We start from the raw sequence: 15,136 nt of genomic DNA, 5'->3' as shown, positions 1-15,136 counted from the left end.
TGAATTATACGAATCATTGCTGTAGTGGGGAGGATTAGTTTATTTTCGTTACGAAATGTACAAAAAAAGACATAACCGAATCATCAGTTATGTCTAATACATTATTTCTCTTTAGATTTTTTACCAGAACGTTTAATCATTGAACTAATAATAAAGGCGACCACGACTACCATAAAGACAAAGGTAATGATCGTGTTCAGGTATTCTAAGTTGGCTGTCAATTTAACGAAGTTCATTAAGGTGATGTAAACGCAATAGAGGGCTACAAAACTTAATAAGATCGTATCGGCAGTCCAAACCTTTTCTTTATCACGATGTGAATACTTAGAAATTAAATAAATAATGTAGATAACGATCAAAAGAACTGCAACCATTGATGTAATGGCATTTTTGGCTAGTTCAAAATTTGCAGGAACCATAAATTTACCCCCGAAAAGCTTTCTCTCTAATAATGAAAAACTGGCTTCTCCTGAACAGAAGAGTGTTCAAGAAAACCCAGTTTATTCAAAATCTCTTAATTTAAAGTTTTAAATTAGTCTTTTGAAACTTTGTCTTTCCATGAAGTAGCAGTTTCAGCAAGAACTTCGTTCAATTCTTCGATGTTCTTCTTACCTTGATCGTTCATCCACTTCTTACCAGCTTCTTCGCCGTCTTTAGCGAATGGTTCGATGGCACCTTTCCATGTAGCACGTCCACATAGAACACCATTGAACTTAGCATCAGCATCTTTAGCTAGGTGTAATTCATCTCTGAAGGCCTTAGCAGAAACGCCGGCACTCAAGAAGATGTATGGCAAGTCTGTAGCATCACTTTGTTCCTTGAAGTACTTGATAGCTTCATCCTTTGTGTAAACAACAGGGTTGTCGCCGTTAAATCCTTCAACGTAGTCAAGGTTAATAGGAACTTCAACCTTCAAAACATCAATGTGATATTGTGGCTTTGAGAATTCTTTCATAGCTTCGATAACCTTGTGAGGCTTTACCTTAGCGTATTCAGCACTCTTAACATCACCGATTGAGTCGTCATATGTAACAAGTTCAACGAAGAAAGGAATATCTTCGGCAACACATTCGTCACCAACTCTTTCTACAAAGGCTTCTTTTTGGTCAATAATTGATTTATCTTCGTCTGGATCGATGTAAAGCAAGAACTTGATTGAGTCGGCTCCGGCTTCCTTAAGACGACGTACTGACCAGATTGAGATCAAGTCTGGTAATCTACCAGGTTCAGTTGCGTCATAACCTGTCTTTTCGTATGAAACCAATAGTCCTGAACCTTCAGCTCTAACTTTAGCTGCTGGAAGACCATATTCTGGGTCCAAAAGGATAGCTGAAGCATAAGGTGTCAATTCTGAAGAAATTGCTTTCTTGAATTCAACGATATCTTCTTCGTTAGCTGGCTTATTTGCGGCTGCGGCTAACATCTTCTTTAGTGATCCACGTTGATCGATAGCAAGAGCTGCAATAACTCCGTTCTTGTCAGACATTTTTTCTAGTGCTGCGTACTTCTTTGCTGTTGTCATATACATTCATTCCTCCGAATAATAAATTAAACATTAGTACTTAACTATGTCTACCTTTTCAAAATAATCTTTATACTGACTAATGTCAATATATCCAGTTTTTTCCTGTAAGGTATTCAGGATTCCAACTGTCATAGCTCGTTTCATAATATCTTCTGGTTGTTCGTTTTTGACGATACCTGCGGCTAAACCAGCAACGGTTGAATCGCCTGATCCAACTGGGTTTACGGCGTTAATTTTTGGAATGTTAACTTTGAAGAAGTCTTGATGGTATTTAACGAATGCGCCGTGTGAACCTAGTGAAACAACGACCCAAGGAATATCTTGGAAGATATCCTCAGTTGCTAGTTTGTCCTTGAGATCATTTAAATCGCCAATTTCTTTGCCAATCAATTGAGCAATTTCATCTTGGTTGGGCTTAATCATAAATGGTTTAACATCGCTTTCTAGTGCTAAACGTAAGGCCTCGTTAGAGCTATCGAGGATAACTGGTACGTTATGTTTAGCGGCGACTTGAACCATCTTGGAGTAGAGTGCCTTTGATAAACCTTGAGGCAAACTACCAGAGATTGTTACTAATTTGAAGCTACTTACTTGGTCCTCGAAATGTTTAAGAAAACTGTTCTCGTCATCTTTTGAAAGGATAGGACCTGCTTCAAGAATCTCAGTTTGGTCGCCATTATCGTGTAAAATAGCGATACAATTGCGAGACTCTTGACTTATTTTCATAAAAGCATGGTCGACATCGTTTTCGTCAAGTTGGTTAGTAATATATTGACCAATCGTGCCACCAATAATTCCTGACGCTGTGACTTCGACGCCTAATTGTTTGAGAACCCTTGTAACGTTTAATCCCTTGCCACCAGCTGTCTTGGAAACATCCTTAACACGATTGACTGTATCGATTTTTAGATGTTCTAGTGGGTAAGAGATATCAACAGAAGGATTCATGGTGATTGTTAAAACTGAATTACTCATTGTGTGGACCCCTTTATTAAATTTAAAATAGTCAATTTCGGCCATTAAAAATGGGTTCTATGAAACAATTTATCGAGTTAGTCCAGCCTCAAGCACTGTACAGATACGTTCAGTGCTTGAGGCCGGGCTAACTTTTTATTTCATATAGCCCTTGATGAGTTACACAATGGTAGCTCACTTGATTTGTGTGTATATTTTTTTGATTGAATTTTTGTTTGGATTTAGCGATTTTGCGGTAAAGATAATTTACTTTTGTTGAGTTGGGCAAATCCTCGGAAATTCCCGGGCTTGTTCCACTCTCTAGTCGTGATAGAATCCTTCGTCCCACAACTTCATTTCATGGTCATAGAAGTGTGGATTGTCATGTTGTTCTGGGTTGTCTTTGCTTTCAACGGCATCGATTTTCTTAACTAGGTCGTCGTCTTCGCCAAGATACTTAGCTGCTAGGAAGGTCTTAACGATTTCTTCTGCAAGGTGTTCACCAACAACGGCACCACCGAAACTGATGACGTTTGCATTTAGGTGTTCCTTAGCATATTTAGCGGCTGTTGTATCAGCAACTAAAGCTGCACGAACTCCTTGGTTCTTGTCAGCGGCTGTTGAAATACCAACACCTGTACCACAAAGGACAACACCGTAATCTGCTTTGCCATCACGAACAAGGTTAGCAACACGTAGTCCGTAGATAGGGTAGTGTGTTCTTGTGTGGTCGTATGTACCAACATCAATAACCTTGTGGCCCATAGCCTTTAACATTTCTGAAATCTTGATTTTAGTATCTGTAACAATATGGTCGTTTCCTAATGCAATAATCATAAATTAATTCCCTCCTACTAATATAATTTCTCTAGCATGTCCAAACGGATTTGGTGACGTCCACCAGCGTAGTTGACACCTAAGTATTCATCAACGATTGATTCGGCACGTTTCTTACCAACGATACCAGCACCAATAGCGATTGCCTTAGCACCGTTGTGTTCTGTAGTCATATGAGCTGTATTTTCTTCAGTAACGTTAGCTGTTACCATGCCATGGATCTTGTTACTTGCCATAGCTGATCCTGTACCATATTCATCAAACATAATTCCACGGTCTGTTTTGCCATCAAGTACGGCGTGTGAGACTGCAACTGATGAATCTACGAAGTCAGCAGCTGGTTCTTCTGAAAGGTCAACGATTTCGTAACCTTTTCCTTCATTTTCAAGATAGTTCTTGATGTAGTTTTTTAATTCAAATCCTGCTTTATCTGAAGCTAATGCGATTTTCATAAAAATAATCCCTCCAATTATTTGGTAATAAGTCTTACATACTGTTGATAATAATCGATAGTTTCTTTGGAAGTGCCTTTGTTAGTCACAAGATAATCAACATCATCAAGGCTGTAGAAAGTATAGAAATCATTGCGATTTAACTTATATTTATCAGCTACGATGTATTTTGTCTGTGAGTTATTTAAAGCGACGCTTTGAATTCGACCTTCCTCAGTATTGGCAGTCATAATCTGAGAATTCTGAATCCCATTGACGCCAACAAATGCTTTGTCGAATTTTAGTCCACTGACAGCATTGCTTGCCAAAGCCCCGATCAATGTTCCTGAACGGCTTCGATAAATTCCACCAGCTAAAATCAATTCACAATTTAATTCTGAATTTTTAAAGCTTTCAAAGACAGGAATACTGATGGTGACGACTCTCAAAGAATTAATATCTTTCGTAATGTTTTGAGCAATCAGTTCCAACGTTGTTCCTGGACCAATAAAGACTGTATCGAAATTATCGATTTGATTAGCTGCTAATTTGGCTAATTCTTGTTTCTCTTTAATATGAACTTGACGCTTTTCCACATGAGATGCTTCCTCTAATGGAGAAACGCTGATTTTTTGAGCTCCACCGTGAATTCGGATCAACTTACCAGATTCTGATAATTCTTCGAGATCACGTCGGATAGTCATATCAGAGCAATCCAACAATGTAGTTAAATCATTAACAGTAACAATATCGTTTTTATCTAATTCCGATAGTATCTTTAGAAAGCGCTCTTTCTTTAACAAAAGATCACCTCTCTTTGTTTACTATTGTTCGTTACAAACATAATTTAGCACCTGAATGTTTACTTGTCAATCGTTTTTGACATGTAAATGTTTATTTTTGTGTAAGCATTTACTGCACTGATATAGTTTAAAAATTCCCGTTCCTATACTTAATATAGGAAAACACATTAAGACTATTATATTTTTTTATTTTGTATTGACATATTTTCTGCAAGCGTTTACTATTGTTGTTGTAAACAAAAACAAACAAGTGAACAGGTAGGTGATGGTGTTAATGGGTGAATTGGCTACTGATCAACTGTTTAGCGAAAGTGAAGTCTATATTTCAAAGGCTTCAACACAAGAGGAAGTGTTTCGTGAAATAGCTGATTCTTTACTAAAAAAAGATTTAGTAACTAAAGATTTAGTAACTAAAGATTTCATTAACAACTTGTTGGAACGCGAAAAGAACTATCCTACTGGAATTGACATGTCAGTCGTATCTGCAAAGATTCCTAACATTGCAATCCCACATACCGAGAGTGAATTCGTAAAATCAAGAATGATCGTTCCAATTAAGTTGGACAAAGAAATTTCTTTCCATAATATGATAGATCCTTCGAAAGAATTTCCAGTGAAGTTCTTGTTCATGATTTTAAACAATGATCCAGAAGGCCAATCGAATATATTGGCACAAATCATGGACTTCATGGCTCGTACTTCTGAAAACGAGCTTGTACCATTCTTTAAGAGTGAAAATCCTAAAGAAATCTATTCTTTCTTGAATAGAAAGTTTACTCAATACGCTAAGAACAACGAATAAGGAGAGTGTAAATTATGTTTAAAATTTTAGCTGCTTGTGGTGCCGGAGTTAACTCAAGTCACCAAATCAAAGATGCTTTGGAAGAAGAAATGAGCAACCGTGGTTATGACGTACAATGTGACGCTGTTATGGTCAAAGATATTACTGAAGATATGTTGAAAGATTACGATCTATTCACACCAATCGCTGATACTGACCTTGGATTCACACCTAGTTGCCCAGTTGTTGATGCTGGTCCTATCCTTTACAGAATGCCTGCTATGGCAAAGCCTGTTTACGATCAAGTAGAACAAGCTATTAAAGATAGTGGCAAAGCTTAAAAAACTGTTCATCTAGGGGGAAACAGAAATGTCAGGAATTATTCATTTTGCTAACTTGATATTCAAGCCTTTGATTGACCTTGGCGCTGCACCAATGATGTTAATCGTCTTGACTATCATCGCTTTGATCTTTAGAGTTAAATTCTCTAAAGCTTTGGAGGGTGGTATTAAATTAGCCATCGCTCTTACTGCTATCAGTGCCGTTATTGGTTTGTTGACAACAGCTTTCCAAGACGCCTTGAATGCGTTCGTTAAGTCAACTGGTATTCAACTATCAGTAACCGACTTAGGCTGGGCTCCACTTGCTACTATTACTTGGGGTTCACCATATACATTGTTCTTCTTGCTTGTAATGGTTATCGTAAATATCGTTATGATCGTTTTGGACAAGACTAATACACTTGATGTTGATATTTTTGATATCTGGCATCTAGCTTTCGTTGGTTTGTTAGCTATGTTCTTCGGCGCAAACTTATTAATCACAACATTGCTTGTTATCTTTATTGGTGTTTTGAAGATTATCAATTCAGATTTGATGAAACCTACTTTTAATGATCTTTTACACGCACCAGCTTCAAACCCAATGACAACAACACATATGAACTACATGATGAACCCAATCATCATGGTATTTGATAAGATTTTCGATGTTATTTTCCCATGGTTAGATAAATTCGACTTCGATGCTGCTGCATTGAACAAGAAGATCGGTTTCTGGGGAAGTAAATTCGCTATCGGTATTTATTTAGGTATCTTTATTGGTTTACTTTCACACCAAGGTATTAAGGAAATCTTTACACTATCATTCACAGCCGCATTCTGTTTGGAACTATTCTCATTGATCGGTTCATGGTTTATTGCCGCTGTTGAACCATTATCACAAGGTATTACAGACTTTGCTAACAAGAAACTTAAAGGTCGTACAATGAACGTTGGACTTGACTGGCCATTTATCGCTGGTCGTGCTGAAATCTGGGCTGCTGCTAACGTTTTGGCTCCTATCATGCTTCTTGAAGCACTTGTATTACCTGGTAACAAGATCTTGCCTTTAGGTGGTATTATCGCCATGGGTGTTACACCAGCTTTGCTAGTTGTTACACGTGGTAAGATTATCCGTATGATCGTTATTGGTGCTATTGAATTGCCTCTATTCCTATGGGCAGGTACATTGTCAGCACCAATGGTTACAGCTACAGCTAAGAAACTTGGCGCATTCCCTAAGGGACTTGCATCAGGTACAATGATTTCCCACTCAACAATGGAAGGTCCTATTGAAAAATTCCTAGCTTACTTAGTAGGTAACGCTTCAACTGGTCAAATCAAGTTTATCCTTTATGCTGCATTAGCACTTGCTGCATACCTATTGATCTTCATCTGGTACGCAAAGCAAATGAAGAAGAGAAACAAGATTTATGCTGACGAAGCTGCTGCTAAAGCTGCTAAATAATTAGAAAAGAATATAAGAAAATCCCAAAGTTAATTCTTTGGGATTTTTTTGTAGTCAATTATAAAATAATTAAATTTTAAGCACGTCTAATAAAAATATTTAGTCATACTTAATCATAATGTAAAAATAAGTGAAAGCTCACAGTTATTCAAGCTACCTATTGTATAATAAAATTAAGGAGATGACCGGTATGAGCAGAACACCATATACTTTCCAAGATACTGATGCTTTTAAAAGTACAGAACAATTAATTATTAGAGGCCGCTTCTTTGCCACGACGGTATCTGATAAATTCAATCAATTTGAACCGAAGAAAAGGAATATTCATAAGATCCTGAATATTAAGAATAAGCTACTAGTTCCAGAACTCTTAGCGGTAAAACGGGAACGAATGTCTAAGTCACTCTTTGCTTTTTTTCGGGGAACAGTTGATGTAATGCATTATGATATGTCACGCAATGAGAATAGTGGTATCAAAGTTCTAGTGGGTGGGGATGCCCATTTAGGAAACTTTGGTTTCTATGGCTCTTCTGAAGGGCAATTATTGTTCGATATGAATGATTTTGACGAAGCTCACTTAGGTCATTGGGAATATGATTTGAAGCGATTATTGGTCAGTGCCTTGATTGTTGCCAGAGCACATGGCTTTGAGGAAGCTGATGTGCAAGAGTTTTTATTGACTGTGGTCGATACTTACTTTGACACTCTCAAACATATGACAAAAATCTCTGAAATGAAGCGATTTATTTTGCCAAATACTTTGCAAAACATTACTGAGATTTTTGGTAAATTGAAGGATAACGAGGAATATTTCCAGGAATCTTTCAATAAGATGATTGCCAAGAGCATCAAAAAAGCTCAAAAGAGCAATTCAAAATTGGTCATTGAAAAATATACTGAGGTTAGTGCCAGTGGAGAACGTCGATTCGTCGAAAACAAACCAGTAACTCAACATATCAGCGAAAAGGATTACAAAGATGTGGTCGAGGGTTACAAGAAGTACAAGAAGAATCAACGTAGCGATGTTAGGTTATTTTTGGAAGACTTTGATATTATTGACATTGTGCGGCACAGTGTCGGTGTAGGGAGTGTGGGAACTCTCTGCTACTTGATCTTGTTGCAAGATTTAGACAGTAATTACTTGGTACTTCAAGCTAAACAAGCTTTGCCAATTTATAATGATGATAAACTTTATTCTGATGTGGATGTCAGTCAGGGACAGAATATTGTTAACAGTCAATTGATTTTGCAGAGTGCATCCGATCCATTTTTAGGGGCCTTTGATACCAAGAAATACAGTTTTTACATGCGGCAATTTAAAGATATGAAATCTTCAATTAATTTAGACAAACTAGACTTTGAATCATTTGAGGACTATACGAAAGTTTGCGTAATTTTATTAGCCAGAGCTCATTCACATTCGCCTAACTATCCATTGATCATTGGATTTGGTGAGGAATACGCTGATATTGCTAATTCGTTAATGAACTTTACTAATAGTTATGTCAAACAAGTCGAATACGATTATGATTCGTTTAAAAAAGAACAGAGGGATGAAGGATAAATTTAGAAATGAAGGTTAACTAGCTATATGAAGGATGAATATTATAATAGGGATTTAAGTTGGATATTATTTGATAATCGAGTAATCGATCAAGCTTATGACGAGAAGGTTCCATATTTGGAAAAGTTAAAATTCTTGTCGATTGCTTCAAATAACTTAGATGAATTTTTCCGAGTCAGAATGCATAACATTTTAACTTTGATGAAACATAACGAGTCTGAAAAACGGACCGGTTTTTCGGGTGAAGAATTGTTAAGCTTGGCTTACGAATTTAATACACGAAATATTGAAAAAGAGTATATGGCCTACCATTCATTAATGAAGGAAGCTAAAGAAAAGAAGCTTTTTAAGTTGATGAAGTTCGGTGACTTGAATGATTCAGAGAAGAAACATATTAAAAAACTTTATAATAAGAAAATTTTACCGCGCTTAGACATGCAACGATTCATGAAGGAATTCAAGTTTAGACGTAATTTGAATTTACTGATGGAAACTCCCAATTATGTTTATACGTGCCCAATTCCTGAGGATCTAGGACGTTTGATGGAAACTGGTGTCGACAACCACTTTATCTTGATTGAAGATGTGATTCGTCACTGTGCTTCTGACATGATTCGAAAATATCAGATTTCTAAATTCTATGTTTTCCGTGTCACTTACGACCAAAATAAGCCTTATGATTTTTTGAATGAAAATTCAACTGATCAAGAGTATTTGAGTGAAATGATCAAGTATGTTGATACTAGAGATTTAAGAAAGATCACTCGAGTTGAATTTGCATGTAACGGCGATAAAAAGGGACGCGAGTATTTTGCTAAGTTGTTCAACATTAGTAAAAAGAGCGTCTACAAGATTCAAGGACCAGTCGATCTTAAATTTTTGAACACGATTTTTAAGATGTACAAGGATCATCCTGCTTTAGTTTCTGCACCATTTGAAGGACTACAATGGAACAGCTCTAACGATATTTTGCAATATTTGAATAAGTCACCCATTTTAGTTCAGTATCCGTACGATTCGTTCCAAGTTTTCGTTGATTATTTAGAAGCAGCTGTCAACGATCCTAAAACGACTAAAATCTGTATAACGATTTATCGAACGGAAGAGAATTCTGACTTATTGAGACTGCTTCAAGAAGCTGCCAACAAAGGAATCGACGTTACAGCAGTGGTGGAATTGCGAGCTAGATTTGACGAAGTTCATAATATTGAAGTGGCTAAATTGCTTCAAGAATCCGGCGTTAGGGTGCTGTTCGGGGATAAGGTCAATAAAGTTCACTCGAAAATCTGTTTAGTTTTGCATGCTGATAATACTGGTTATGTTCAAATTGGAACTGGTAATTATAACGCCATAACGTCACATGTTTTTTCTGATATAAGTTATTTCACAAGCAATCAAGAGTATGTGGATGATGCCACGAAGTTTTTCAACTACTTGATCACTGGTCAAAAAACGCCATATAAACTTTTGGCAACTTCACCTAATGGGATCAACGACATGATCGTGACCAATATTAAAAAGGCGACTGAGGCGTATAAACGTGATGGTCAAGGCGAAGTCTTTATGAAAGTTAATGGATTGACAGATGTCGATATCATCAATGCAATCTACGCTGCAGCTAAAGAAGGCTTGCCATTCCACTTGATCGTCCGTGGTCCATGTTCACTCAAATTAGGTGTTTGCGGTCCCAAGGAAGATATTCGGGTGAAGAGTATCGTCGGTGAACTGCTAGAGCACAGTCGAATTTATAAGTTTCAATATGGTAAGGATCATACTGATGTTTGGATTTCATCGGCGGATATGATGACTAGAAATTTGGAACGACGTGTTGAAATAGCAGTACCTGTTTTGGAAGAAAAGCCTAAGCGTCAGTTGTTGAAAATCGTGAAGATGTATTGGCGAGATACGGAAAATTCATATTATATGAATGAAGACGGCGATTATGTTAAGAAAAAGGTTCATAATGGCTTTTCCGCACAACAAACTTGGTTACGACAATTGAAGTATCGTAAATATATACATACAAAATAAGAACTCGTCTGTTCTTTGTTAGAGAATGACGATGGTCCTTTTGTGGCTACTGGATGAAATAATTTGATTTCATTTGGTACCATGAAGGGCTTTTTTTGTTTGTGTTTTTTCATATATAAAAAAACAGCTATATAGCAGTATTTCTACTGATATATAGCTGTTTTAGAACCCAATTTCTTCCGGTTTACTACGTTTTATAAATCACACGCAAAAAACGCGTGCAATTCATAAACCTAGGTAAATCCTCGGAAATTCCCAGGCTTGTTTCACTCTCTAGTCGTTGAAGTTTCCGCTTTCTACGTCTTTGATGAATGTTTCCAAATGATCGAAGTAAACTGGTGCATTGTCGATCATGTGATGGTGTCCACCGTTTGGTGTAGTTACTAAGCGGGCATGTGGAATTTCTTTTTGCATAATTCTAGCAGATGAAAGTGGCATTGTTTCATGTTCACCGAATGTTAATAATGTAGGAACGGTGATTTCTTTGAGATGTTTTCTGAAGTGCCAATCTTTTAGTTTACCCGTGATAACAAATTCGTTGTCACCTTGGAATGTGTTATAGACAGGAACAGCGGTTGTGTCAACCAAGTGTCTGATGGAAATTGGTTGTTTACGGTCAACGTATTCTGCATTTAAGATGTCAACATAGCTTTGATATGTAGGATCGGATAACTTGTTTTCTGCTTCGATCTTTTCCATGTACTTAACTTTTTCAGGACCAAGTGTATCTAGACGGCATTTGTTGACGTTTTTAACGTATTCGTCAATTTCGTCAACCATACTTGAGATGATGGCACCTTTTAGATGTTGACCATATTTAGCAGCGTACATTTGAACTAATGCGCCACCCCATGATTGGCCGATTAGATAAAAATTATCTAGTCCTAGTTTTTGTCTAACTTCTTCAACTTCTTCCAAGAAGTAGTCGTAAGTCAGATACTTTTTAGCAATTTCGGGATCGCTGTAGTCGGGTTGGTCGGAGTACCATGATCCTAATTGATCATAAAATGTAACTTGAACGCCAAGATCAGCTAATTTATCGCCGAAGTTCTCCCAGTATTCGTGATTTCCACCAGGTCCACCGTGGAGGCACAGCAATTTGATATCACCGTGGCCAGTTGTGTGGGTCCATAAGTGATACCCGTTGTCTAAAGTAAGGATTGTTGTTCCTTGTTTCATAAATTTCACCTTCCTGCTTATGATAAGTATAAGTATATATCTATTTCTTAGTCCTTTTCAAACATTCTATAATATTATTTGAAACTTTCTAATTATGGTAAAATTGAATGTGTTAGAGAGGACGAGATGATGAGGAAAATATTGCGAAGTTTAGTGCTTGTGGGAGTACTTTTAGGCTTTTTTTGCATGATGAATCTCATTGTTCAAGCTGATACAGTCGAGTCAAATCAAGAAGTTAACTTCAAGGTTTATAAGTCTGGTTCCAATTCAATTTCACCAGTCGATAACTTTTTTACCAGAAGGGCTGCGGTCAAGGCCAATGATAATGGTAGTTACCAAGTTTCTCTGTTAACTAAAGATACTGATTTTAGTGATCTCAATATTTTATCAATCGACGGTCATAAACCTGCCACCCAAGTAAAGGGCAATAATTTGAAGTCAGTTAGTTTTGAAATCGACAAGCTATCAGACTTGAAGAAGAGTTTGACAGCGGTTGTTCAAACCAAAGTTTTCGATTCTAAAATTGATCAAACTACGGTCACAATCACTTTTGATTTTGATTCGTTACGTCCTGAAGGTGCTAAAAATCCTGCCATGTCCGGTTTAAAGCAAGTGACAAAAGCTGATAAAAAATCTTCAACATCTTCCAACTTAAATGTAAGCTCAACGGAAGATAAAATTATTTCCACACCAAACAAAACACAAACTACAACGACCAAGTTACCTAATCTGCTGTCAGATATTGATGGAGTAAAAGTTAAGACTACAACTTCAAGCAATCAGGATAAGGATCAGGGAAATTCCTTGCCACAGATGAATAATTTAACTAATTATATTTTGATAGTTATTGGAATTATTATCGCAATTTCCATATTTGCCTTGTTGAAGGGAACTTATTGGAAAGGGCCTAAGTAGCCGATAATTTTCAGAAAAAGAATTGTCTTTTTGCTTTGCTTTGATAGGGGAATGTGTTAATAATATTCTGATAATAAAAAATCTACCATTTGGAGGAAGCCATCATGAGTGCTATCAGTGAGGAAGAGATTGTCACTCTTTGTGGTCAAGTGGGGACGATTCTACTAGAAAATGGTGCTGAAACAGCTCGTGTTGAAAACACAGTCGAATATATCGGAAGAGCTGCAAGTATACCAGTTGTTTGTCATGCGACAATGACTGGTATTTTTGTTAGTTCTGAAAAGAGCGCCAAAACTCGGATCTTCAAAGTTCGGGTCGGGGATTTTAATTTACAAAAAGTAGATGAGATCAATACTTTATCCAGAGAATTTACAAGTCAAAAGATAACTTTTGAACAGTTACGCCGAGAGGTCATGCGAGTTAAAGATGAGACCTTGGATTTTTCATGGATTACTAAGTGTATCGGTGCTGGATTAGTTTCCATGCCACCGATGTTATTATTTAAAGCCACTTGGGGTGACCTAGGATTGGCTTTCTTCGTTGGGATTATAGGCTACTTAGCTGCACAATTCGTTGGTCACAATACTAAAATACCTTATATTCCAGTCGCTATTGGGAGTCTATTGATCAGCATGATTGCACATATCTTAGGTGTAAGTGGGGTGGCACATGATGCTAACTATATTATTATCAGTGCTTTGATGCCGTTAGTTCCAGGGGTGCCAATGACCAATTCGTTGCGGGAAATTATTGAGCGAAACACTATTTCCGGTTTAGTCAGAGCAACTGATGCTGTTATGTCAGGTATTTCAATCGGTAGTGGTGTGATTATTGGGCAAATTGTAATTAAAGCGATCATGGGAGGTTAGTTATGTCAGAAATAATTTATGGATTTATTTTTGGCTTCTTATCCAGCGTTGGCTTCGGTATTATTACCAACAATCCTAGACGGACACTAGTTCCAGCAGGTATTATCGGTGCCAGTGCCTGGGTGGTCTACATTATTGTCAGTTGGTATAACCATGGTTTGATCATGCCTAATTTAATGGGAGCGATTGTGATTGGTATCTTCGGCAATCTGGGGGCAATTTTAGTAAAAGCACCAGTTAATATCTTCTATGTTCCCTGTTTAGTTTCATTGGTTCCCGGAGCTATTTTATACAATAGTATGCGTAATTTTACTTTAGGCAATGATAGTTTAGCTGCTTATGGCTTTATTGAGGCATTGACTGTAGGGATGTCCTTAGCAATTGGTTTCATTATCGCAGAAGTGATAGCCAATAAACTTTATCCTCCTTTAAAAAGATATTTGAACAAACGAGAAAATAAATAGAATGAAATAAACAACGCCTTTTGACTCTCATTGCAGAATCAAAGGGCTTTTTTAGTAGGATGGATTGTCAAATCAAGTTAGATTTCTCAAAAAGATTATCTAATATAAAAGCTAAAAATGGGATTTTGGGGTTTTTCGTAAATTGTTGTAATTAGTATCATAATTTTTGTTGAAAAGACAGGAGTAGAGAGTGTTAAGAATATATTCTATAGATATCTGAGATGAAAAATTTGATACACCGTAAGGTAGGGTCTCTTTTTGAGGTATTAGCAAAACGACGGTGGCATAAAGTGCAAGAGGGCTTTGTTCATCGTCGGTTATAGCAATGATAGGAGTACCATTTTGTCGAAAATGTTTAGCATCATTTACTATTTCAGCAGTTGTTCCACTTCTAGATATGATGATTGCAACATCTTTGTCATCCGAATTTATTGAAAGATAAAACTGCTCAGCCTGTAAGGGCATTAAAAGAATATGATAATTAATTTGTAATAGTTTTAATTGAAAATCAGATAGTCTTATGAAGTTGCTACTAACGCCGATACCGTATATATTATGAGAATTTTTTATAAGAGTGATAGCATTATTTAATTTTTTTGTAGTTAGAAGATGCTGAGTTGCTGTGATAGTTTCAATAGATAATCTAGATATTTTACTGGAAACTGTTAGTGGATCGTCATTTTTTGAAAATGGGGTATTAGCATCAACATTTTCGATGGTTAGTAGTTTTTGCTCATAATCGCGAGCTAAATTAATTTTAAAATCCTTGAAACCAGTGGTTTTACATTTTTTACAAAACCTCACAATTCCCGCAGTAGAAATATGAGTATTTTTAGAGAGTTCATAAATTGACATAGACAAAACAATTTCAGTATTGTTCAAAATATATTGTGATAAGACTAAGTAACTGCTTGTAAAATTATTCTTTTCACGTAGTTCATTTATGATTTGGGTCATTCTAGTTCTCCTCGTAAATGTTTGTTTCGATGTTTATA

The 15,136-nt window shown here is 36.7% G+C and carries 16 protein-coding genes; 8 read left to right on the top strand and 8 right to left on the bottom strand.

Translation table 11 applies throughout. The features are described 5' to 3' along the window. Nucleotides 1-101: 101 nt before the first annotated feature. The 6 genes from ACG72T_RS06450 to ACG72T_RS06425 all read right to left on the bottom strand — a co-directional run bounded on the left by ACG72T_RS06450 (nucleotide 102) and on the right by ACG72T_RS06425 (nucleotide 4,550). Nucleotides 102-419, bottom strand: coding sequence for a hypothetical protein (locus ACG72T_RS06450; RefSeq protein ID WP_395265350.1), 318 nt, complete (start codon nucleotides 417-419; stop codon nucleotides 102-104). Between the two features lie 113 nt (nucleotides 420-532). Next, nucleotides 533-1,528: a tagatose-bisphosphate aldolase gene (gene lacD, locus ACG72T_RS06445; protein WP_395265349.1), complete on the bottom strand. Its 996-nt coding sequence runs from the start codon at nucleotides 1,526-1,528 to the stop codon at nucleotides 533-535. A gap of 27 nt (nucleotides 1,529-1,555) precedes the next feature. Then, nucleotides 1,556-2,500 carry a hexose kinase gene (locus ACG72T_RS06440; protein WP_395265348.1) on the bottom strand — a complete coding sequence of 315 codons (945 nt, stop codon included), beginning with the start codon at nucleotides 2,498-2,500 and terminating at the stop codon, nucleotides 1,556-1,558. A 300-nt stretch (nucleotides 2,501-2,800) separates the two neighbouring features. Further along, complete coding sequence (lacB, locus tag ACG72T_RS06435) at nucleotides 2,801-3,316, bottom strand: galactose-6-phosphate isomerase subunit LacB (protein WP_395265347.1); 516 nt, start codon at nucleotides 3,314-3,316, stop codon at nucleotides 2,801-2,803. Between the two features lie 17 nt (nucleotides 3,317-3,333). Further along, nucleotides 3,334-3,768 carry a galactose-6-phosphate isomerase subunit LacA gene (gene lacA / locus ACG72T_RS06430; RefSeq protein WP_395265346.1) on the bottom strand — a complete coding sequence of 145 codons (435 nt, stop codon included), beginning with the start codon at nucleotides 3,766-3,768 and terminating at the stop codon, nucleotides 3,334-3,336. A gap of 17 nt (nucleotides 3,769-3,785) precedes the next feature. Further along, a complete protein-coding gene (locus ACG72T_RS06425; protein ID WP_395265344.1) occupies nucleotides 3,786-4,550 on the bottom strand; it encodes a DeoR/GlpR family DNA-binding transcription regulator in 765 nt (254 codons plus the stop codon). Nucleotides 4,551-4,824: 274 nt separating this feature from the next. On the opposite strand from ACG72T_RS06425, the gene ACG72T_RS06420 reads away from it, so the two are divergent. The 5 genes from ACG72T_RS06420 to ppk1 all read left to right on the top strand — a co-directional run bounded on the left by ACG72T_RS06420 (nucleotide 4,825) and on the right by ppk1 (nucleotide 10,714). After that, nucleotides 4,825-5,352, top strand: a complete 528-nt coding sequence (locus ACG72T_RS06420; protein ID WP_395265343.1) for a PTS sugar transporter subunit IIA — start codon at nucleotides 4,825-4,827, stop codon at nucleotides 5,350-5,352. Between the two features lie 14 nt (nucleotides 5,353-5,366). Further along, nucleotides 5,367-5,672: a PTS fructose transporter subunit IIB gene (locus tag ACG72T_RS06415; RefSeq protein ID WP_395265341.1), complete on the top strand. Its 306-nt coding sequence runs from the start codon at nucleotides 5,367-5,369 to the stop codon at nucleotides 5,670-5,672. Between the two features lie 28 nt (nucleotides 5,673-5,700). Beyond that, entirely contained in the window at nucleotides 5,701-7,119 is a 1,419-nt protein-coding gene (locus ACG72T_RS06410) for a PTS galactitol transporter subunit IIC (RefSeq protein ID WP_395265340.1), read from the top strand. A 190-nt stretch (nucleotides 7,120-7,309) separates the two neighbouring features. Next, nucleotides 7,310-8,683, top strand: a complete 1,374-nt coding sequence (locus ACG72T_RS06405; protein ID WP_395265339.1) for a DUF2252 domain-containing protein — start codon at nucleotides 7,310-7,312, stop codon at nucleotides 8,681-8,683. A 27-nt stretch (nucleotides 8,684-8,710) separates the two neighbouring features. Next, nucleotides 8,711-10,714: a polyphosphate kinase 1 gene (gene ppk1 / locus ACG72T_RS06400; RefSeq protein WP_395265338.1), complete on the top strand. Its 2,004-nt coding sequence runs from the start codon at nucleotides 8,711-8,713 to the stop codon at nucleotides 10,712-10,714. A 273-nt stretch (nucleotides 10,715-10,987) separates the two neighbouring features. Here the strand turns inward: ppk1 and ACG72T_RS06395 are convergent, their stop codons facing one another. Beyond that, nucleotides 10,988-11,893 carry a proline-specific peptidase family protein gene (locus ACG72T_RS06395; protein WP_395265337.1) on the bottom strand — a complete coding sequence of 302 codons (906 nt, stop codon included), beginning with the start codon at nucleotides 11,891-11,893 and terminating at the stop codon, nucleotides 10,988-10,990. 126 nt (nucleotides 11,894-12,019) lie between these two features. Between ACG72T_RS06395 and ACG72T_RS06390 the strand changes: the two genes are divergently transcribed. The 3 genes from ACG72T_RS06390 (at nucleotide 12,020) to ACG72T_RS06380 (ending at nucleotide 14,141) form a co-directional block, all read left to right on the top strand. Then, nucleotides 12,020-12,808, top strand: coding sequence for a hypothetical protein (locus ACG72T_RS06390; RefSeq protein WP_395265336.1), 789 nt, complete (start codon nucleotides 12,020-12,022; stop codon nucleotides 12,806-12,808). A gap of 104 nt (nucleotides 12,809-12,912) precedes the next feature. Beyond that, nucleotides 12,913-13,677, top strand: a complete 765-nt coding sequence (locus ACG72T_RS06385; protein ID WP_395265335.1) for a threonine/serine exporter family protein — start codon at nucleotides 12,913-12,915, stop codon at nucleotides 13,675-13,677. A 2-nt stretch (nucleotides 13,678-13,679) separates the two neighbouring features. Next, nucleotides 13,680-14,141 (top strand): threonine/serine exporter family protein, encoded by a 462-nt coding sequence (locus tag ACG72T_RS06380; protein ID WP_395265334.1) that lies wholly within the window; start codon nucleotides 13,680-13,682, stop codon nucleotides 14,139-14,141. Nucleotides 14,142-14,252: 111 nt separating this feature from the next. Here the strand turns inward: ACG72T_RS06380 and ACG72T_RS06375 are convergent, their stop codons facing one another. Then, nucleotides 14,253-15,098 (bottom strand): MurR/RpiR family transcriptional regulator, encoded by an 846-nt coding sequence (locus tag ACG72T_RS06375; RefSeq protein ID WP_395265333.1) that lies wholly within the window; start codon nucleotides 15,096-15,098, stop codon nucleotides 14,253-14,255. Nucleotides 15,099-15,136 lie beyond the last annotated feature (38 nt).

This window comes from Companilactobacillus sp. FL22-1 (assembly GCF_043951805.1).
GTDB lineage: Bacteria > Bacillota > Bacilli > Lactobacillales > Lactobacillaceae > Companilactobacillus.
This window is presented reverse-complemented; position numbering and strand designations above follow the sequence as displayed.

Coding starts and splice junctions, on each gene's coding strand:
- ACG72T_RS06450 (WP_395265350.1), bottom strand. CDS start 419: ATGGTTCCTGCAAATTTTGAACTAGCCAAAAATGCCATTACATCAATG.
- lacD (WP_395265349.1), bottom strand. CDS start 1,528: ATGTATATGACAACAGCAAAGAAGTACGCAGCACTAGAAAAAATGTCT.
- ACG72T_RS06440 (WP_395265348.1), bottom strand. CDS start 2,500: ATGAGTAATTCAGTTTTAACAATCACCATGAATCCTTCTGTTGATATC.
- lacB (WP_395265347.1), bottom strand. CDS start 3,316: ATGATTATTGCATTAGGAAACGACCATATTGTTACAGATACTAAAATC.
- lacA (WP_395265346.1), bottom strand. CDS start 3,768: ATGAAAATCGCATTAGCTTCAGATAAAGCAGGATTTGAATTAAAAAAC.
- ACG72T_RS06420 (WP_395265343.1), top strand. CDS start 4,825: ATGGGTGAATTGGCTACTGATCAACTGTTTAGCGAAAGTGAAGTCTAT.
- ACG72T_RS06415 (WP_395265341.1), top strand. CDS start 5,367: ATGTTTAAAATTTTAGCTGCTTGTGGTGCCGGAGTTAACTCAAGTCAC.
- ACG72T_RS06410 (WP_395265340.1), top strand. CDS start 5,701: ATGTCAGGAATTATTCATTTTGCTAACTTGATATTCAAGCCTTTGATT.
- ACG72T_RS06405 (WP_395265339.1), top strand. CDS start 7,310: ATGAGCAGAACACCATATACTTTCCAAGATACTGATGCTTTTAAAAGT.
- ppk1 (WP_395265338.1), top strand. CDS start 8,711: ATGAAGGATGAATATTATAATAGGGATTTAAGTTGGATATTATTTGAT.
- ACG72T_RS06395 (WP_395265337.1), bottom strand. CDS start 11,893: ATGAAACAAGGAACAACAATCCTTACTTTAGACAACGGGTATCACTTA.
- ACG72T_RS06390 (WP_395265336.1), top strand. CDS start 12,020: ATGATGAGGAAAATATTGCGAAGTTTAGTGCTTGTGGGAGTACTTTTA.
- ACG72T_RS06385 (WP_395265335.1), top strand. CDS start 12,913: ATGAGTGCTATCAGTGAGGAAGAGATTGTCACTCTTTGTGGTCAAGTG.
- ACG72T_RS06380 (WP_395265334.1), top strand. CDS start 13,680: ATGTCAGAAATAATTTATGGATTTATTTTTGGCTTCTTATCCAGCGTT.
- ACG72T_RS06375 (WP_395265333.1), bottom strand. CDS start 15,098: ATGACCCAAATCATAAATGAACTACGTGAAAAGAATAATTTTACAAGC.